The sequence below is a fragment of the Ferrovibrio sp. genome, assembly GCF_046297895.1.
In the GTDB taxonomy this organism is placed as follows: Bacteria; Pseudomonadota; Alphaproteobacteria; order Ferrovibrionales; family Ferrovibrionaceae; genus Ferrovibrio.
Genome location: NZ_JBKBHC010000001.1, coordinates 119913 through 139677, shown reverse-complemented (window position 1 = coordinate 139677; position 19765 = coordinate 119913). Strand labels below are relative to the sequence as shown.

Below are 19765 nucleotides of genomic sequence, written 5' to 3'. Positions count from 1 at the left end.
CACGCGAGGGGAAGTAAGCCATGGCTGTATCGCGTAACGGATTGATCGCCGCCCTGGATGTCGGGTCGTCCAAGGTCTGCTGCTTCATCGCCCGCGCCGATGGCGGCACGCTGCGGGTGATCGGCATCGGACACCAGCTTTCGCGCGGCCTGCGCAACGGCAACGTGATCGACATGGACGGCGCCGAACAGTCGATCCGCGCCGCGGTCGAGACCGCCGAGCGCATGTGCGGCGAAACCATCCGCGACGTCTATGTCAGCGTGAATGCCGGCAACCCGCAATCCCACAGCGTCGGCGTCGAGGTCGATCTCGCCGGCCACGAGGTGACCGAACACGACGTTGCCCTGGTCCTGGATCAGGGCCGCCGGCACGAACATCCCGGCGACCGCGAGATCGTCCATTCCATTCCGGTCGGCTACACCATCGACGGTTCACGCGGCATCAAGGATCCGCGCGGCATGGCCTGCGAGCGGCTGGGCGTGAACATGCATGTCATCACCGCCGGCTCCGGCCCGCTGCGCAACCTGGCCACCTGCGTCGCTCGCGGCCACCTGCGCATAGCCGGCCGCATCGTGGCGCCGTTCGCCTCCGGTCTGGCCTGTCTGGTCGAGGACGAGATGGATCTCGGCGTCACCCTGCTGGACATGGGCGGCGGCACGACCAGCCTGGCGGTATTCTATGACGGCCAGCTGGTGCATGTGGATGTCGTGCCGCTGGGCGGCGGCCATGTCACCAACGACATCGCGCGCGGCCTGTCCACCCCGCTGGCCCATGCCGAGCGGCTCAAGACCCTCTATGGCACGGTCCTGCCCAGCCCCTCCGACGACACCGAAACCATCGACGTGCCGCAGGTGGGCGAGACCGACGACCATGCCCACAACCAGGTGCCGCGGTCGATTCTCACCGGCATCATCAAACCGCGTCTGGAAGAGACGCTGGAGCAGGTGCGCGAGCGCCTTGCGCAATCGGGATTCGAGAAGCTGGCCGGGCGCCGGGTCGTGCTGACCGGCGGCGCCAGCCAGTTGCAGGGCGTGCGCGAGCTCGCCGCCCGCATTCTCGACAAACAGGTGCGTCTGGGCCGGCCGATTCGAGTCGGCGGTCTGGCCGAGGCAACCGGCGGTCCGGCCTTCTCGGCCTGCGCCGGTCTTCTCTCTTATGCGCAACAGCAGGCGGCTGAACGCACCATTCGCCTGCCCGAACCCGAGCCCGCACCCAACGGCGCGATTTCACGAATCGGCCGCTGGTTGCGGGCCAATTTCTGACCGCGTGGCCACGATGATGAACACCACATTCAAAACAACCAGCATCCACGCGGTTTTTGCATTGTCGCTTGCATCATGCGGCGACTTTGGTCAAAGCAACAGTTAACCCTGGAGGAGAACATGGGTATCAATCTTACCATGCCGGCCACGCGGGAGCTGAAGCCCCGCATCGTCGTCTTCGGCGTCGGCGGTGCCGGCGGCAACGCCGTCAACAACATGATCGCCGCCCAGCTCGAGGGTGTCGAATTCGTCGCCGCCAATACCGATGCGCAGGCGCTGAACATGTCGCTCACCGAGCGTCGCATCCAGCTTGGCGTCAACCTGACCCAGGGCCTGGGCTGCGGCGCCAAGCCCGATGTGGGTCGTGGCGCGGCGGAAGAATCGCTTGACCAGATCCTGGAGCACATGCAGGGCAGCCACATGGCCTTCGTGGCCGCCGGCATGGGCGGCGGCACCGGCACCGGTGCGGCGCCTGTGATCGCCCGGGCCGCCAAGGAAATGGGCATCCTGACCGTCGGCGTGGTGACCAAGCCGTTCTCGTTCGAGGGCAGCCAGCGCATGAAGCTGGCCGAAGCCGGCATCCGCGAACTGCAGCAGTATGTCGACACCCTGATCATCATCCCGAACCAGAACCTGTTCCGGGTGGCCAACGAGAAGACCACCTTCGCCGATGCCTTCAAGATGGCCGACAACGTCCTGCAGTCGGGTGTGCGCGGCATCACCGACCTGATGGTGATGCCGGGCCTGATCAACCTCGATTTCGCCGATGTCCGCTCGGTGATGAGCGAGATGGGCAAGGCGATGATGGGCACCGGCGAGGCCGACGGCGAACACCGCGCCATCGAGGCGGCCGAGCGCGCCATCGCCAATCCGCTGCTGGACGACATCTCGATGAAGGGCGCCCGTGGCGTGCTGATCAACATCACCGGCGGTCCCGACCTCACCCTGTTCGAGGTGGACGAGGCTGCCAACCGCATCCGCGAGGAAGTCGATCCCGAGGCCAACATCATCGTCGGCTCTACGCTCGACCAGAACATGCAGGGCCGCATGCGGGTCTCGGTGGTCGCCACCGGTATCGATGCCGCCGCGCAGCAGATGCCGCAGCCGCAGGCCAGCCCGTCGCTGCGCCTGGTCACCCCGCCGCAGGCCAAGCCGATCGCCTTCGGCGCCGTGCCGCGGCCAGCTCAGACCGTCGTGCAGGCTCCGGCCGCTGCCATGGCAACCCAGCCGATGACCGCTGGCGCCACCGCGCTGGCCATGCCCGATGCCGCCCCGGCCGTTTCGGATGCCGGCAGCGATCTGCCGGCGCCGGCCGAACTGCCTGAAGTGCAGTTCGCTCCGGTCGCTCAGCCTGTGGCTCAGCCCGCTGCGGCGGTTGCCGCCACGCCGGCAATCGAAGCGGTCGCGATCGAGCCGGCCGCACGGCCCTTCGCCGCTCAGTTGGCCGAAGCCCAGGCTGCTGCGGCGCAATTCGTCCCGCCGGCGGCGCAGCCGCTGCCGGCCCGTGCGCCGGAGGCCCCCCGTCAGCCCGATCCATTCGCTGAAGCCGACATGGTGAACAAGCCGGCGGAGCCGAAGAAGAAGACCAGCCTGTTCGACCGCATCACCGGTGCGGCGCGTGGCCGCTCGGCCGAGGCCGAGATGTCGCCGCTGCGGCAGGCCGAGCCGCAGTTCACCCGTGTCCAGGCGCCGGCCGCGCCGGCCGCGGCCCCGCAGGCGCCGGCCGCGACGGTCACCCGCACCGAGCAGGCTCCGCGCCAGCCCGATCTGGGCCTGGTCACGGCGGCCGAACGCCCTGTGCCGAGCCGTCCGCAGGACGATCTGCTCGACATCCCGGCCTTCCTGCGCCGCCAGGCTAACTGAAGGTTAAAAAACCGAGCTGATACAATGAGTTAAATCGTATCCGCACCGTTACAGTTCGAAACATAGAGTGATTTGTTGTTGCCGGGGGTGGTTGCTACAACCATCCCCGGTTTTATTTCTGCGCGGATCGCCCCGATTCGCCATTTCGGTTCAAGGAGTTCTCTGCGTGCTCACCGCCGGTAAAATTGCCCAGAAGACGCTGAAGAACCGCATCAAGTGCTCGGGCATCGGCCTGCATAGCGGCGCCAAGGTTCACATGGTGCTGAATCCGGCCGCCCCCGATACCGGCGTGGTGTTCCGCCGTACCGATCTGGCCGGCCAGCCGCTGATCCGCGCCCGCTTCGACCAGGTCAGCGATCTGCGCATGTGCACCACGGTCGCCGCCGGCGAAGGCGTGTCGGTCGGCACCGTCGAACATCTGATGGCCGCCTTGGCCGGCATGGGCATCGACAATGTGCTGATCGATATTGACGGTCCCGAAGTGCCGGTGATGGATGGTTCGTCGGCCCCGTTCGTTTTCCTGATCGAATGCGCCGACGTGATCGAGCAGGTCGCCCCACGCCGTTACCTCAAGGTTCTGAAGAGCATCGAGGTGCGCGATGGCAATGCCAGTGCCGCGCTGCACGCCGACGATGGCTTCACCATCGATTTCGAAATCGAATTCTCCAACCAGATGATTGGCCGCCAGAGCGCCGAGTTCCAGCTGGAGCCCGGCCGTTTCAAGGCCGATATCGCTCGGGCGCGTACTTTCGGTTTCGTGCAGGAGGTCGAGCAGCTCCGCGCCATGGGTCTGGCCCGTGGCGGTTCCCTGGAGAATGCCGTGGTGCTCGGCCATGACCGCATCCTGAACGACGACGGCCTGCGTTACGACGACGAATTCGTGCGGCACAAGATCCTCGACGCGCTGGGCGATCTCTATCTGGCCGGCGCACCGATCATCGGCCGCTACGAGGGCCGCCGCTCCGGCCATGCTCTGAACAACAAGCTGCTCAAGACGCTGTTTGCCGACCAGAGCGCTTACGCTTGGACCACCCATGCCAAGGGTCGCGACACCGCCCGCCTGATGCCCGCCGTCGAAACCGGCCTGCGCCAGCGGCCCGCAGTGGCGGCGGAAGCGGCGCTCTGACGCCACCAGCCCGGCTCGAAACAAAAAAGCCCCGCAACCGCGGGGCTTTTTTTATTGGGATGACAGCGGCTGCGCGGCGGATCAGTCGGCTGCGCTGGCGCCGGCGGCGGCCGCTTCTTCTTCGTCCTTGTAGCGGCTGGCGATGCTCTTGATCAGGCCGGCCACGGCGGAACGGATCGTGGTGTCTTCGATGTCGCTGAAATTGCGGACCAGCTCGATGGTGGAGCGGTTCTTGCCGCCATGTTCCATCGGCTTGCTTTCCAGCTTGGCTTCCAGGCCCTCGAAGAAATAGGCCATGTCGACCTGCAGGCGCTGGGCGATCTCGAACAGGCGACCCGCACTGACGCGGTTGGCACCGGTCTCGTATTTCTGGACCTGTTGGTAAGAGATCTTCAGCGAATTCGCGAGTTCTTCCTGGGTCAGGCCGAGTTCGGTGCGGCGGGCGCGGATGCGTTCGCCGACATACTCATCAACACGCGTAGCGATCTTGCCCATCGTCTCACCTCATGGCGGGGCCGGTCGAACCGGCCTTTGATACTCGTACCGGCTGTGCCGGCATTCTTCCTGTCTCACTCGATCATGATTCAGTCCGCCCGGCGGGGCGGGTCAGGGGGGAAGAGACAATTATCCGCACCCTGATTCTACTTTGGCCTATTCTAGCCGTCTTTTGGGCCGGCGCTACTCGCGGCGCGCGATTAAACTCGTACAGAAACTGTCCCATACCGGGTGTTGATACCTCTAATAGGAGAATTTACAGATAGTGGAAATCGTTCAGAAGTATAGGTTGTATTGCACGGGAAAAATCTCAGGAATATTGCATACATACGGGCAGGCGGAGCGGAAGCCTATCCCAAAGGCGTAGCCGGGCAGGGAGTTATCCCGTTGCCGGGCTGCCGAATCAGGCGGCAATCTTGATTTTAAAGGCCCCCCATGCGACAGAATCCGCCCATGCCGATGCTTCGCCGATTGGATTCGTCGCGGGTTGTGCCTTCCGCGCGCCCCGGTCTTGCCGCCCTGGTTCCAGACGGGGGGCGGGACAGGTTCTCTGACGGGGTGCGGAAACCTGGCATGGCGGCCGGGATGCGCTTCTTCCTGCCCCTTCTTTTGATCCTGGCCCTGGCGGCCTGCTCGGCCAAGGATCCGCCCTATGTCGAGCGTCCGGTCGAGGAACTCTATAATTCCGCCATGGATGCCGTGGCAGCCGGCGAATGGGAAGTGGCCGCCCGCGGCTTCGACGAGGTCGAACGCCAGCACCCATACTCGGTTTGGGCCACCAAAGCCCAGCTCATGGCGGCCTATTCCTATTACCAGCGCAACGCCTACACCGATGCGATTTCGGCTGCCGAACGCTTCATCCAGCTGCATCCAGGCAACAAGGAAACCCCGTACGCCTATTATCTGGTGGCGATCTGCCATTACGAGCAGATCACCGATGTCGGCCGCGATCAGAAGGTCACCCAGCAGGCGCTCAATGCGCTTGAAGAGGTGGTGCGCCGCTATCCGAACAGCGAATACGCGCGGGACGCCCGCCTGAAGATCGACCTGACCCGCGACCATCTCGCCGGCAAGGAAATGACGATCGGTCGTTACTACCTGCGTGCCGGCCAGCAGATTGCCGCCATCAACCGTTTCCGCACGGTGATCGAGAAATACCAGACCACCACCCACGTGCCTGAGGCGCTGCATCGCCTTGCCGAGGCCTACATGTCGCTCGGCGTGCTGGATGAGGCGCAGAACGTGGCGGCCGTGCTCGGCTACAACTATCCGGGCAGCGAATGGTACGTCGACACCTTTACGATGGTGACCGGCGAGGCGGTCCCCGATGCCAAGTCGGCCGACGGCGAGAGCAAGGGCTGGTTCAGCCGCACCTGGAAATCGATTTTCTGACGCCATGCTGACCGGCCTGAGCGTCCGCGACATCGTGCTGATCGAGCGGCTCGATCTCGCCTGCGGCGACGGCCTCGGCGTGCTGACCGGCGAGACCGGTGCCGGCAAATCCATCCTTCTCGACGCCCTGGGTCTGGCGCTGGGCCGCCGCGCCGATGCCGGCCTGGTGCGCAATGGCGCATCGCAGGGTGTGGTCTCTGCCGTGTTCGACCTGCCGGCCCGGCATCCCGCCCACGCCATCCTGTCGGAACAGGGCCTCGATGCGGCCGATGAACTGGTGCTGCGCCGCCTGGTCGGCGTCGACGGCAAAAGCCGCGCCTTCGTCAACGACCAGCCGGTCAGCGTGGCCCTGCTGCGCCGGCTGGGCGACACCCTGGTGGAAATCCACGGCCAGAATGACGAACAGGGCCTGACGGACGCCACCATCCATCGCGCCCTGCTCGATGAATATGCCGGGCTGGAAAAGGATGTGGCCGGCCTGCGCGATGCCTATCAGGCCATGCGCGATGCCGAGAAGGCGCTCGCCGATGCCGCGCAGACCGCCGAACAGGCGCGGCGCGAAGAGGATTTCCTGCGCCATGTGGTGAACGAACTGCAGGAGCTGTCGCCCAAACCCGGCGAGGAACAGGAACTGGCGCAGCAGCGCAGCCTGCTGCAGGCGGGCGAGAAACTGGCCGCCGCGATGCAGGAGGCGCAAAGCGCGCTGGAGCAGGGCGGCGGCGTCGATGCGCGGCTGCGGGCCTGCCTGCGTGCGCTGGAGCGGGTTGCTGACAGGGCCGGCGGCAAACTGGATGCCGTTATCGCCCAGGCCGACCAGCTGCTGCTGCAGGCGGGTGAACTGGCCTCGGCGTTGGATCGGACGGCGCGGGAGCTGGATCTCGACCCGCAGCGGCTCGACAAGGTTGAGGAACGGCTGTTTGCCCTGCGCGCCGCTGCCCGCAAGCACAACGTCGCTGTCGACGATCTGGCCGCCATGGCCGACCGCTATGCCGAGCGCCTGGCCCTGATCGACAACCAGGCGGCCAGCCTGGGCAAACTGGAAAAGGCCGCTGCCGCTGCCAAGGCCGCATATCAGGCCAAAGCCGAAGCTATTTCCGCGGCACGCCGCAAGGCAGCCACCAAACTCGACAAGGCCGTGGCGGCGGAACTGGCGCCGTTGAAACTTGGCGCCGCCAAATTCTCTACCTCCGTGGAGGCGCTGCCACCCGAGCAATGGAGCGCCGAGGGCGCCGACCGCGTGCAGTTCCTGGCCAGCACCAACCAGGGCACCGCGCCGGGTTCGCTGGCCAAGATCGCCTCGGGCGGCGAACTCAGCCGTTTCATGCTGGCCTTGCGCGTCGTGCTGGCCGGCCGTGGTTCGGCCGGCACGCTGATCTTCGACGAGGTGGATCGTGGCGTTGGCGGCGCAACCGCCGCTGCCGTGGGCCAGCGTCTGGCCCGCCTGGCCGAACGCGTGCAGGTGCTGGTGGTCACCCATTCGCCGCAGGTGGCGGCCAAAGGCAGCCATCACTGGCGCATCGCCAAGCGCGAGACCGGCCCGGCCAAAAACCGCACCACGCTCACCGAGGTCGCGCCGCTGCAGGCTTCCGAGCGGCGCGAGGAAATCGCCCGCATGCTGGCCGGCGCCACGGTCACCGACGCGGCCAGAGCGGCAGCCGACAGCCTGCTGGCCGGGCAGGAGGCCTGACCATGAGCCGCCAGCGCGCCAAGCCGGTGGCCGAACTGGGGCCGCGCCAGGCCAGGCTGGAACATGCCCGGCTGGAGCAGGAAATCGCCGAACACGACAAGCGCTATCATCAGCAGGATGCGCCGGTCATTTCGGATGCCGATTACGACTCGATGAAGCGTCGCCTACTGGAGATCGAGGCGCAGTTCCCCGATCTTGCGACGCTGGGCGGCGCCTCAAGCCGGGTCGGTGCGGCGCCGGCGGCGGGCTTTGCCAAGGTGCGCCATGCCAGGCCGATGCTGTCGCTCGACAACGCTTTCGCGGAAGAAGATGTGGCCGATTTCCTGGGCCGCATCCGCCGGTTCCTCAATCTGAAGACCAACGATGACCTCACCCTGATCGCCGAACCGAAGATCGACGGCCTGTCGGCCAGCCTGCGCTATGAGAATGGCGAACTGGTGCGGGCGGCGACGCGCGGCGACGGCCAGGAAGGCGAGGATGTCACCGCCAACATCCTGACCCTGAAACATGGCGTGCCACACAAACTTCATGGCAAGGGCTGGCCCGATGTGCTGGAGGTGCGCGGCGAAGTCTATATGACGCGCCACGATTTCCTGAAGTTGAACGAGGCGCAGGAAAAGGCCGGCGCCAAGATTTTCGCCAATCCGCGCAATGCCGCCGCCGGCAGTCTGCGCCAGCTCGATCCGAAGATCAGCGCCCAGCGCCCGCTGCGCTTTTTCGGCTATTACTGGGGCGAGGTATCCGCGCCGCTGGGCAGGACGATGCAGGAGGCCCGCGCGAAACTGGCCGACTGGGGCTTCACGCTGAACGATCCGGTGAAGGCCTGTCACAGCTTCGAGGACCTGATCGCCTATTACAACAAGATCGCCGCCCAGCGCGCCACCATAGCCTTCGATATCGATGGCGTGGTCTACAAGGTGGACCGGCTCGACTGGCAGGAGCGGCTGGGCTTCATCAGCCGCTCGCCGCGCTGGGCCATCGCCCATAAATTCCCGGCCGAGCAGGCGCAGACGATCCTGGAGAATATCGACATCCAGGTGGGACGCACCGGCGCGCTCACCCCGGTGGCCAAGCTCAGGCCCGTGAATGTCGGCGGCGTGTTGGTTTCCAATGCCACGCTGCATAACGAGGACGAGATCGCGCGCAAGGATGTGCGCATCGGCGATACCGTGATCGTGCAGCGCGCCGGCGACGTGATCCCGCAGATCGTAAGCGTGGTGCTGGAGCATCGGCCGAAGGACGCCAGGCCGTTCAAATTCCCCACCCATTGCCCGGTCTGCGGCGCACCGGCCGAACGAGAAACCGATCCGAAATCGGGCGTGGAAGACGTGGTGCGCCGCTGCACCGGCAGCATCAGCTGCCCGGCCCAGGCGGTGGAAAGCCTGCGCCATTTCGTGTCGCGCAATGCCTTCGATATCGAGGGGCTGGGCGAGAAGCAGATCGCCGCCTTTTTCGAATGGGGTTGGTTGAAGGAACCGGCCGACATCTTCCGCCTGCACCGTCATGCGCATGACCTGCAGCGCAAGGAAGGCTTCGGTGAGACATCCGTGGCCAAGCTGATGGCCGCCATCGAACAGCGCCGGGTGATCGGCTTCGACCGTTTCGTGCATGCACTCGGCATTCGCCATGTCGGGCAGGAACGCGCCCGCCTGGTGGCGATGCATTACGGCACGCCGCAGGCCTGGCTGGAAGCGATGGACGCGGCGAGGGAACGCGAGGGCGAGGCCTGGGGCGATCTCAACAGCATCGACAAGATGGGCGACGTGGTGGCCGATGCCATCGTCACCTTCGCCACCCGCCGCCACAGCCGCGCGGTGATCGACCATCTGCTGGCCGAATTGCGCGAGGTTATGCCGCCGGAAAAGCCGGCGCAGGATTCCCCCGTGGCCGGCAAGACCGTGGTGTTCACCGGTTCGCTGGAACGATTCACCCGCGACGAGGCCAAGGCGCGCGCCCTCTCGCTTGGCGCCAAGGTGGCCGGTTCGGTCTCGAAGAAGACCGATTACGTGGTGGCCGGTCCTGGTGCCGGCAGCAAGCTGGCAGAGGCGCAGAAGCACGGTGTGACGGTGCTGACCGAGGACGAGTGGCTCAGGCTGATCGGCGGCTGACCATGCTGGTGCAGCAGGCGATCCCTGCGGTCGATGCCGTTCCCGGCGCCACGGCGATCGCGCTGGATTTCGAAACCGCCAGCCAGAGTCCCGGCAGCATCTGTTCGGTCGGTCTGGCCTGGATCGCGGATGGGCAGGTGGCGCGCACCGCCCATTGCCTGGTCCGGCCACACGATATGCGCTTCGATCCCTGGCATGTCAGCATCCATGGCATCCAGCCGCATGACGTGGAATTCGAGCCGGAATTCCCGTCGGTGTGGGAGGAACTGCTGCCGCATCTGGAGGCCACGCCGCTGCTGCTCGCTCATAACGCGCCGTTCGATATCGGCGTGTTGCGCGCGGCGCTGAAGCATTACGACCTTGCGCAGCCGACGCTCTCTTATCTGTGCACGGTGAAAATCGCCCGTGCCGCCTGGCCCGACCTGCCGAACCACAAGCTGCCCACGGTGGCCGAACACATCGGGTTCGAACTGCGCCATCATGCGGCCGACAGCGACGCGGCGGCCTGCGCCGGCATTGCCCTGCGCGCCATGATGGATGCCGGCAGCAGTGATCTGATGGCCCTGCTGCCGCGGTTCGGGATCAGGCCCGGCCGGCTGGAGCCGGGTTATCACGAAGCCTGTTCGTCAGCGGCGGAACGGCGCACAGCTTTCCGCCGCCATCGTCCGCCGCCCTGGCTGCGCTAGGCGCTCAGCCTTTCTTCATCTCGGCCTCGTAACGGGCCTTGGTTTCGGCATTGGGCGGATAGAGGCCGGGCAGGGGTGTGCCCTTGTCGACCTCGCCCATGATCCAGGTTTCCAGCTTTTCCTGCTCCACGGCCTCGGCCGTCACCTCGGGCACCAGCGCCTGCGGGATCAGAACGGCGCCATCGCCATCCAGCACGATCACGTCGCCGGGAAATACCGCCACGCCGCCACAGCCGATCGGTTCCTGCCAGTTCACGAAGGTGAGGCCGGCTACGCTGGGCGGCGCGGCAACGCCATCGCACCAGACCGGCAGTCCGGTGCCGATCACGCCGGCGCCGTCGCGTACCACGCCATCGGTGACCAGGGCCGCCACGCCCTTCTTTTTCATGCGGGCGCACAGGATGTCGCCGAAGATGCCGGCATCCTTGATACCCATGGCATCCACCACGGCAATGCAGCCTTCCGGCATGTCCTCGATGGCGCCGCGCGTGGAACGCGGCGAGGCCCAGCTTGCGGGCGTGGCGAGGTCCTCGCGGGCCGGCACGAAACGCAGGGTGAAGGCTTCGCCGACGATACGCCTGTCCTGCGGCGTCAGCGGCTTGGCGCCGCGCAGCCAGACGTTACGCAGGCCCTTCTTGAGCAGGACGGTGGTCAGCGTCGCCGTCGTGACCAGTTCCAGGGCCGCCTTGATCCGTGCATCCAGCATCGTCGTCTCTCCTTGCAGGGAACGACAGGCTAGGCAGGGCCGGGCCGGGCTGGCAAGCGGGCGGATGGATTTTTCCAGATCCGCTTGCGCTGAATCAAATCGGCCTTATGCCCCCAACGGGGCAGAGGCCTGTTTCAGCCAGGCGCGCGTCTCGTCGTCCACCAGGGGCGCGATGTCGTGCCATACCAATGCGTGATAGGCATCGACCCAGGCCACTTCGGCGGCGGTCAGCAGACCAAGATCGATCAGGCGGCGGTCGATGGGTGCGCGGGTCAATGTCTCGAAGCCGAGCCAGCGTTTGCCATTCTCCGCTTTCTCGGTCTCTACACGCACGGTGACCAGATTCTCGATGCGGATGCCATAGCCGCCGGTCTTGTAATAGCCCGGTTCGTTCGAAACGATCATGCCGGGCTTCAGCGGCACCGCGCTACCGGCCTTGGCGATGCGCTGCGGACCCTCATGCACCGACAGGAAGCTGCCGACGCCATGGCCGGTGCCATGATCGTAATCCAGCCCGATCTCCCATAACGGCCTGCGCGCCAGCGTGTCGAGCTGCTGGCCGGCGGTACCTTCGGGGAATTTCGCCGTGGCAATGGCGATATGGCCTTTCAGCACGCGGGTGAAGCGGTCGCGCATCTCTTCCGTCGGCGTGCCGATGGCAACCGTGCGGGTAATATCGGTGGTGCCATCGGGATACTGGCCGCCGGAATCGACCAGATAGAGGCTGCCCGGCTCGAGATTGCGGTTGGTGGCCCTGGTGACCCGGTAATGCACGATGGCGCCATTGGGCCCGGCACCCGAGATGGTGCTGAACGACAGGTCGCGCAGGCCGTTATCCAGCCGGCGGAAACTCTGCAGTTTGTCCGCCGCGCCGATCTCGTCAACCATGGTGCCGTTCATCACCTGCCGGTCCAGCCAGGCCAGGAAACGCGTGACGGCTGCACCGTCGCGACGATGGGCGGTGCGGGTGCCGTCCAGTTCAGCAGCCGTCTTGCAGGCTTTCGGCAGCAGGCAGGGATCTTCGGCCCGGATCAGCTTCGCCCCGGCCTGTTCCAGTGTCTGCAGCACGAAGATGCCGCTGGTGGCCGGATCGACCTGCACGGCCTTCTTCGCCCGGCCAAGGGCGGCGAGGGCGGCGGGGAAATCGTCCGGGGCATGCAGGCGAACCTCGCCTAAATGCCGGCGCGCGGCATCGTCCAGCTTGCGGTCGTCGATATAGAGGTCGACCAAGCCGGCGGAGTCCATGATGGCCATCGAGAGCGGCAGCGGCGTATGCGGCACGTCGCTGCCACGGATATTCAGCAGCCATGCGATCGACTCCGGCAGGGTCAGGATCACGGCATCGGCGCCGCGCGCCTTGATGGCGGCGGCGATCTCGGCACGCTTCTCAATCGCGCTGTGCCCGGCCAGTTCGGTCGGCTGTATCATCACCGGGCCCAGCGGTGGCGGCGGCTGGTCGGTCCAGACCGCGTCGATGGGATTGCTGTCGGCCGCGGCCAGTGTTGCCCCCGCTGCCTCGCAGGCGGCGGCGAAACGCTTCACGCCGTCTTCAACATGCAGCCAGGGATCATAAGCGAGGGTCTCGCCGGCCTTCAGGTTGGCCTTCACCCATTCCGCGGGCGGATTGTCGATGCTGTGCAGGCATTCGAACAGGGTGCCGTCCACCTGCTGGGCGAGTTGCAGCGTGTAACGGCCGTCGCTCCAGATCGCCGCCTTGTCCTGCAGCACGATGGCAAGTCCCGCCGATCCGGTGAAGCCGGTGAGCCAGCTCAGGCGCTGGGCGCGCAGGGGCACATATTCGCTCTGGTATTCGTCGGTCAGCGGCACGATTACGCCGGCCAGGCCCCGTCGGGCCAGCTCGGCGCGCAGGTCCGCCAGGCGCGTGGCGATGGCGCCGCGATCCTCGATGGCGGCTGCATACCGCGCGGCCTGACCGGCCACCATGCGTTCAAGTTCGGCATTGCCGAAATCGCCTTTCGCGGCCTCGGGCAGAAGGGCAAGGCCAGGGAATGCGCCGAACACCGCCGGCGCGGCCGCCACGCCTTTCAGCCATGCCGCGAGCGATGCGGGCAGCGAGTCGGGCAGGGCAGGCAGGGCGGTCGGCTGGTGCAGAGTCATGGATTAACCCGTTGCTGAATCTTCGGAATTATGGGGTGGAGAATAGACTTCGTCCAGACAGAGGTATGCAGTTTCTGCAATGCTGCGTAGGCAAACAATCATGGATAAGTCATTGTTTTTTCATATGTGCGGTGCAATATTCCCCTCGTGGACGCGATGCATAGAAGAGCCCGGACCACAGAACGGAGACTACCATGAACACCCTGCGCAACCAGACCGCTTTTGCCCTGCCGGCCAACCTGGCGCCGATGAGCGCCGCCGAGATCGAGGCCTACGCGCGTCGTATCCGCGCCGAAGCCATTGCCAACCTGATCGTTGGCACCTGGACCGCCCTGAAGGGCGCGGTCGCCCGCGTGAAAAGCTACCTCGCCCAGCAGCGCGCGATGGAAGAGCTGAACAATCTCGACGACATCATGCTGCGCGATATCGGCCTCAGCCGCTCGCAGATCCCGGCCGCCGTGGCTGGCCTGATCGAGCGTCCGGCCCCGGTCGCCCATGTGAACGAGAATGTCGCCACCGCCAAGGTGACCCGTCTGGTGCCGCGCGAAGCGGCCTGAGACGGCACAAGTTCCCCCCGCCGGTACCGGGCGAGTATCGCGCCAGCCTCCAAAGTCTCCTCCCCCTGAGCGGAGGCGGCGCACCGGTCACCGACAAGAACGCGCGGTCCAGGGTTTTTCCCTCGGCCGCGCGTTTTTTTATGCATCGGCCCTGCCCATGCCGGCATGCCAAGGCTGCATGGCTGCTTTTCAGGCGGCGCAAGGCCTTCCTGATACGCTGATTAATCAGCAGGCGGAAAAATTAGGCAGCCGGTTATTTTTTGTACATCTTTGAAATTACTAAAAAATTTCATCTTTTCGCTCTTGCAAAATCAATGGTGCGCTGCAATATTTACGGCAGCGATACTGACGTAGTTTCATAAGTTACGCGGGCTCGCTGAGGAACACCCGGGGCGGCTTATCCAACGTGAAGGAGATAGCCATGCAGACCCCGCGCTTGAACAAGATGCCCTCCACCCTCGACAGCTCGGCCTATCACTATCTGGGCCTGACCGATTACGTGCAGTTGGAGCGTGAAGCCCGCCGTGCCCGTGCCCGTCTGATCGCGTCCTATCTGACCCGTGCCTGGAACGGCCTGTTCGGTGCCAAGCCGGCGCCGAGCGAGGCGGTGGATTTCAGCGCCGACGACCTGATTGCCATGGGCGTGCCGCGCAAGGATGTCCGTATCGCCCTGTTCGGCCAGTCGCTCGGCAACCTGATCGCCACCGCTTCGGCCTGGGTCGTGGCTTCGATCCAGCGCGCGGCGGCCGAGGCCGAACTGCGGAACCTGGACGACCGTACCCTGCATGACATGGGGCTCAGCCGCTCGGACATTCCGGCGGCGGTGGCCGGCGACATCTATCGCCCTGGCCAGCCGTCCAACGAGAATGCCGGCGAAGCCAAGGTCCAGGTGCTGAAGCAGAAGGAAGTCGTCGCCGCCTGAGGCGATGCCTGAACGCTGCCTTACGCGCGGCGTTCGAAGACCAGAGTATGCCAGCCTTCGCGCGGGATGCGCCGCGCAAGGCTCAAGCCGGTCGCGCGATAGCGGGCGACGATCAGCCGCTCCTCGCGCGCCAGCAGGCCGGACAGCACGAGATGCCCTCCCTGCGCCACCAGGTGGCTCAGGCCCGTTGCCATGCGGCAGAGCGGCTCGGCCAAGATATTCGCCACTACCAGGTCATAGGGGCCTTCGGCCTTCAAGCGCGGATCATCCGGCCGGCTTGCGGTCAACGCCGTGATTCGGCTGGTCAGGCCGTTCAGGCGGATATTATCGCGCGTCACGGCAACGGCCACCGGATCGATATCGGCGGCCAGCACCCGCTGCGTGCCGGCTTTCGCCGCCGCCATCGCCAGCACGCCCGACCCGGTGCCCATGTCGAGCATGCGTCGCGGCGCATGGACGCGGCACAGGTCGTCGATGGCCTGCAGGCAGCCATAGGTGGAGGGAGCGCGCCCGGTGCCGAAGGCCAGCCCGGCATCCAGCAGCAGGCTTAGACTGCCCGGCGGCACCGCATCGGCGTCATGGGCGCCATGGAGGAAAAACCGCCCGGCGCGGATCGGCGCATTCAGTTTGTTGGTGTGGCGCACCCAGTCCTGTGCGGGCAGGTGCGCGAAACGGATGGCGGCGGGAATGCCCAGCGCTGCGGCGATTTCACCCAGCCGTTTGCGCCACAGTTTCTGGTCCGGCGGCGCATCGAACAGCACCTGCACGCGCCAGTCGGGGCTGACCGCCACGCCGGGCTTCAGCACTTCATAGGACGTGACCGCCAGAGCCTCGTCGCCCAGCATCTCCTCGGCGGCGGCCACCAGGTCGACCGGCACATCCAGTTCGACCGACCAGAATTCAGGGGAGAGCGGCATGTTCAGGCTTTCTCGCCTCAGGCTTTCTCGACAAAGGAGGCGATCACGCGTTTCTCGCCGGCCTTCTCGAAACCGATCAGCAGCTTGTTGCCCTCGATGGCGCGGATTTTGCCGTAGCCGAATTTCAGATGGAACACGCGGTCGCCGAGATTGAACGCGGCATCGTCGGGGCTGCGCTGCACGATATCGTCATCCTCGACACGGCGGGCGCGGCCCTCGATCAGGCCGCTTTTGCTGCGCGGGTATTGCGGCGAAAAATCCCAGCTCGTGCCCTGGTATCCACTGTTGCCGGCCGCGCTCTCGCTGAAGCCGCCGCCGATATAGCCGGTGCGCTGGTTGCCGCGATACAGGCCCGGCTGCGCCCGCACCTCCACATGCTCGGCCGGCAACTCGTCGAGAAACCGCGAGGGGATCGCTGATGTCCACTGGTTATAGATGCGGCGGTTGGCGGCAAAGGTGACATGCGCGCGCTTGCGCGCCCGGGTCAGGCCCACATAGGCCAGCCGGCGTTCTTCCTCCAGGCCCGCCGTGCCGTTGCTTTCCAGCGAACGACGGCTGGGGAACAGCTCCTCTTCCCAGCCAGGCAGGAAGACGTAATCGAATTCCAGCCCCTTCGCGGCATGCAGGGTCATCAGGCTGACCATCTCGGCGTCTTCGGTATTCTCGGTATCCATCACCAGCGCGACGTGATCCAGGAACCCGGCGAAATTCTCGAACTCACTGAGGGCACCGATCAGTTCCTTCAGGTTTTCCAGCCGCCCCGGCGCTTCTGGCGACTTGTCGTCCTGCCACATCTGCATGTAGCCGGATTCCTCCAGGATGATCTCGGCCACCTCCATATGCGGCAGTTCGGCAGCCTGGCCACGCCAGCGTTCGAAATCGCCCATCAGTTTCTTCAGCGTGTTGCGCTGCTTGGGTTTGATCTCGTCGGTCTGCAGCAGCTCATGCAGTGCGGCCGTCAGCGATTTGCCGGCGGCCCGCGCCGCCTTGTGCAGCATCTGCAGCGTGCTTTCGCCCAAGCCGCGCTTGGGCACATTGACGATACGCTCGAAGGCCAAGTCGTCGTCGGGCTGCATCAGCACGCGGAAATAGGCGATGGCATCGCGGATTTCGCGGCGCTCGTAAAAGCGCAGGCCGCCCACCACGCGGTACTTCACGCCGATGGTGAGGAAGCGTTCCTCGAAGGCCCGGGTCTGGTGGCCGGCGCGCACCAGGATGGCGATCTCGTTGGGTGAAATCTTCTCGCGCTCCAGCGCTTCGATTTCCTCGCCCACCAGCCGGGCTTCCTCGTCGCCGTCCCACACGCCCTGCACGATGACTTTCTCGCCCTCGTTCAGGTCGGTCCACAGCGTCTTGCCCAGCCGGCTTTCGTTATGGGCGATCAGGCCGGATGCCGCGCCCAGGATATGCGGCGTGGAGCGGTAGTTGCGTTCCAGCCGCACAATCCTGGCGCCGGGGAAGTCCTGCTCGAAGCGCAGGATGTTGCCCACCTCGGCGCCGCGCCAGCCATAGATAGACTGGTCGTCGTCGCCCACGCAGCAGATGTTGCGATGCGTCTGCGCCAACAGGCGCAGCCACAGATACTGCGCCACATTGGTGTCCTGGTATTCGTCCACCAGGATATAGCGGAACTGGTGCTGGTATTTCTGCAGCACCTGCGCATGCTCGCGGAACAGAGTCAGGTTATGCAGCAGCAGGTCGCCGAAATCGCAGGCATTGAGTTGCAGCAGGCGCTCGCAATACTGGCGATACAGGCCGGCGCCCTTGCCCTCGGCGAAGCCACTTTCGCTGTCGGGGACCTTCTTCGGTCCGAGGCCGCGGTCTTTCCAGCGGTCGAACTGCGCTTTCAACAGGCGGGGCGGCACCTGCTTCTCATCCAGGCCCTCGGCCTCGATCAGCTGCTTGATCAGGCGCAACTGGTCGTCGTCGTCCAGGATGGTGAAATTCGGTTTCAGGCCGACCAGTTCGGCATGGCGGCGCAGGATGCGGTTGGCGATGCCGTGAAAGGTGCCTAGCCACAGGCCGTCGACGGCGTTGCCGACCAGCTTCTCCACGCGCTCGCGCATCTCGCGCGCGGCCTTGTTGGTGAAGGTGACGGCCAGGATCTGGCTCGGCCAGGCCAGCCGCCGGTAGAGAATATGCGCCAGCCGCGACACCAGCACGCGGGTCTTGCCGGTGCCGGCGCCGGCCAGCACCAGTAGCGGGCCGTCGAGCTGGTTCACCGCCGCGCTCTGCGCCTCGTTCAGCCGCGTCAGCCAGTCCGGCGGCGGCAGGTTTGCTGCCATCGCCGGGTCTGCGGGAGGACTATTTTCCGGCTCGAATCCGGACAGGTCGAAGGGGTCGGCGGACATGGGGTCTACATAGCCCAATGGGGCAGGGCTGGCCACCCGCACAACGATGCCAGGCGGCGCCTGCCGATTGCCCCGCTGGCGCCAACGCGTTACCTCTATTGGCATTCCAAGGAGAAAACGCCCATGGCACCCGTCGCCGCCCAGCCCCGACTGACCCCCGCCGCCACCGAAATGGCGCTTGCCGCGCTCAAGCAGTTGCTCGGCGACCGGCTCACCACGGCCCAGGCGGTGCGCGACCAGCATGGCCGCGACGAATCCTGGAACCCGCCATTCCCGCCCGACGCCGTGGCCTTCCCGCATTCCACCGAGGAAGTCTCGGAAATCGTGAAGATCTGCGCCGCCCATGGCCTGCCGATCATTCCCTATGGCGCCGGCACCTCGCTGGAGGGCCATGTCACCGCCCTGCAGGGCGGCATCAGCATCGACCTGATGCAGATGAACAAGGTGCTGCAGGTGAATGCCGAAGACCTCGATGTAGTCTGTCAGCCCGGTGTCACCCGCAAACAGCTCAACGAATACCTGCGCGATACCGGCCTGTTCTTTCCGATCGATCCCGGCGCCAATGCCTCGATCGGTGGCATGGTTTCCACGCGCGCCAGCGGCACCAACGCTGTGCGCTACGGCACCATGCGCGAGAATGTGCTGGCGCTGACCGTGGTGATGGCCGATGGCCGCATCATCCGCACCTCCAAGCGGGCCAAGAAGTCGGCCGCCGGCTATGATCTCACCCGGCTGTTCACCGGCTCGGAGGGCACTTTGGGCATCATTACCGAGATCACGCTGAAGCTGTATGGCATCCCCGAGGCGATGTCGTCGGCGATCTGCTCGTTCGCCACGCTGGAAGGTGCGGTGAACACCGTGATCCAGACCATCCAGGCCGGCATTCCAGTGGCGCGGATCGAACTGCTCGACGACGTGCAGGTCGATGCCATCAACCGATATTCCAAGCTCGACATGCCGGTGCAGAACCTGCTGATGCTGGAGTTCCACGGCACCGAGGCTGCCGTCGCCGAGCAGGCCGAGATGGTGCAGTCCATCGCCTCCGACCATGGCGGCAACAATTTCCAGTGGACCACCAAGCCTGAGGAACGCGCCAGGCTGTGGCAGGCCCGTCATGACGCGGCCTATGCCTCCAAGGCCCTGCGCAAGGGTTGCGAGGTCTGGGCCACCGATGTCTGCGTGCCGATCTCGCGTCTGGCCGAATGCATTCTCGAAACCAAGGAAGATGTGGTGAAGACCGGCCTGACGGCGCCCCTGGTTGGCCATGTCGGCGACGGCAACTTCCATCTCGCCATTGTGCTCGACCGCAACAATCCGGCCGAGATCGAGACCATCGAGGCCTTCAACGAACGCCTAGTGCATCGCGCCCTGCGCATGGATGGCACCTGCACCGGCGAACATGGTATCGGCCGCGGCAAGATGAAATATCTCACCGCCGAACATGGCGAGGCGGTGGCCGTGATGCGCGCCATCAAGAAGGCGCTCGATCCCGACAACCTGATGAACCCCGGGAAGATATTTAGCATCTGAAGCAAATCCGGGCAAAATACTGGCCAGCTTGGCTTTTCCGGCTAT

Annotated in this window: 15 protein-coding genes; 10 read left to right on the top strand and 5 right to left on the bottom strand. The window is 65.4% G+C overall.

Annotated elements, in window-relative coordinates:
- Nucleotides 1–20 precede the first annotated feature (20 nt).
- The 3 genes from ftsA (at nucleotide 21) to lpxC (ending at nucleotide 4251) form a co-directional block, all read left to right on the top strand.
- The gene (ftsA, locus tag ACK4FK_RS00635) at nucleotides 21–1262 is read left to right on the top strand and encodes a cell division protein FtsA (RefSeq protein WP_409739685.1); all 1242 of its coding nucleotides are present in this window, start codon (nucleotides 21–23) and stop codon (nucleotides 1260–1262) included.
- 120 nt (nucleotides 1263–1382) lie between these two features.
- The gene (gene ftsZ, locus ACK4FK_RS00630) at nucleotides 1383–3125 is read left to right on the top strand and encodes a cell division protein FtsZ (protein ID WP_409739682.1); all 1743 of its coding nucleotides are present in this window, start codon (nucleotides 1383–1385) and stop codon (nucleotides 3123–3125) included.
- 166 nt (nucleotides 3126–3291) lie between these two features.
- Nucleotides 3292–4251, top strand: a complete 960-nt coding sequence (lpxC, locus tag ACK4FK_RS00625) for a UDP-3-O-acyl-N-acetylglucosamine deacetylase (protein ID WP_409739679.1) — start codon at nucleotides 3292–3294, stop codon at nucleotides 4249–4251.
- Between the two features lie 81 nt (nucleotides 4252–4332).
- Here the strand turns inward: lpxC and ACK4FK_RS00620 are convergent, their stop codons facing one another.
- Nucleotides 4333–4746: a helix-turn-helix domain-containing protein gene (locus ACK4FK_RS00620; RefSeq protein ID WP_409739676.1), complete on the bottom strand. Its 414-nt coding sequence runs from the start codon at nucleotides 4744–4746 to the stop codon at nucleotides 4333–4335.
- 573 nt (nucleotides 4747–5319) lie between these two features.
- Here ACK4FK_RS00620 and ACK4FK_RS00615 point away from each other — a divergent pair.
- Genes ACK4FK_RS00615 through ACK4FK_RS00600 form a run of 4 tightly spaced genes read left to right on the top strand, consistent with a single transcriptional unit; the run spans nucleotide 5320 to nucleotide 10619 of the window.
- Entirely contained in the window at nucleotides 5320–6138 is an 819-nt protein-coding gene (locus ACK4FK_RS00615; RefSeq protein ID WP_409739674.1) for an outer membrane protein assembly factor BamD, read from the top strand.
- Nucleotides 6139–6142: 4 nt separating this feature from the next.
- A complete protein-coding gene (recN, locus tag ACK4FK_RS00610; RefSeq protein WP_409739671.1) occupies nucleotides 6143–7825 on the top strand; it encodes a DNA repair protein RecN in 1683 nt (560 codons plus the stop codon).
- Nucleotides 7826–7827: 2 nt separating this feature from the next.
- On the top strand, nucleotides 7828–9933 hold the full coding sequence (gene ligA, locus ACK4FK_RS00605) for an NAD-dependent DNA ligase LigA (protein WP_409739668.1): 2106 nt from the start codon (nucleotides 7828–7830) through the stop codon (nucleotides 9931–9933).
- Complete coding sequence (locus ACK4FK_RS00600) at nucleotides 9909–10619, top strand: 3'-5' exonuclease (protein WP_409739665.1); 711 nt, start codon at nucleotides 9909–9911, stop codon at nucleotides 10617–10619. The genes ligA and ACK4FK_RS00600 overlap by 25 nt, the downstream gene beginning before the upstream one ends.
- A gap of 4 nt (nucleotides 10620–10623) precedes the next feature.
- Here ACK4FK_RS00600 and ACK4FK_RS00595 read toward each other — a convergent pair whose 3' ends face one another.
- Nucleotides 10624–11325, bottom strand: a complete 702-nt coding sequence (locus tag ACK4FK_RS00595) for a ribonuclease activity regulator RraA (RefSeq protein ID WP_409739663.1) — start codon at nucleotides 11323–11325, stop codon at nucleotides 10624–10626.
- 105 nt (nucleotides 11326–11430) lie between these two features.
- On the bottom strand, nucleotides 11431–13443 hold the full coding sequence (locus tag ACK4FK_RS00590; protein ID WP_409739660.1) for a M24 family metallopeptidase: 2013 nt from the start codon (nucleotides 13441–13443) through the stop codon (nucleotides 11431–11433).
- Nucleotides 13444–13637: 194 nt separating this feature from the next.
- On the opposite strand from ACK4FK_RS00590, the gene ACK4FK_RS00585 reads away from it, so the two are divergent.
- Nucleotides 13638–14000 (top strand): DUF1127 domain-containing protein, encoded by a 363-nt coding sequence (locus ACK4FK_RS00585; RefSeq protein WP_409739657.1) that lies wholly within the window; start codon nucleotides 13638–13640, stop codon nucleotides 13998–14000.
- A 421-nt stretch (nucleotides 14001–14421) separates the two neighbouring features.
- On the top strand, nucleotides 14422–14922 hold the full coding sequence (locus tag ACK4FK_RS00580) for a DUF1127 domain-containing protein (protein ID WP_409739654.1): 501 nt from the start codon (nucleotides 14422–14424) through the stop codon (nucleotides 14920–14922).
- A 20-nt stretch (nucleotides 14923–14942) separates the two neighbouring features.
- Here the strand turns inward: ACK4FK_RS00580 and ACK4FK_RS00575 are convergent, their stop codons facing one another.
- On the bottom strand, nucleotides 14943–15839 hold the full coding sequence (locus ACK4FK_RS00575) for a 50S ribosomal protein L11 methyltransferase (protein ID WP_409739652.1): 897 nt from the start codon (nucleotides 15837–15839) through the stop codon (nucleotides 14943–14945).
- 17 nt (nucleotides 15840–15856) lie between these two features.
- Nucleotides 15857–18190 (bottom strand): ATP-dependent helicase, encoded by a 2334-nt coding sequence (locus tag ACK4FK_RS00570; RefSeq protein ID WP_409739650.1) that lies wholly within the window; start codon nucleotides 18188–18190, stop codon nucleotides 15857–15859.
- Nucleotides 18191–18313: 123 nt separating this feature from the next.
- Here ACK4FK_RS00570 and ACK4FK_RS00565 point away from each other — a divergent pair, with 123 nt between their 5' ends.
- Nucleotides 18314–19720, top strand: coding sequence for an FAD-binding oxidoreductase (locus ACK4FK_RS00565; protein ID WP_409739647.1), 1407 nt, complete (start codon nucleotides 18314–18316; stop codon nucleotides 19718–19720).
- Nucleotides 19721–19765 lie beyond the last annotated feature (45 nt).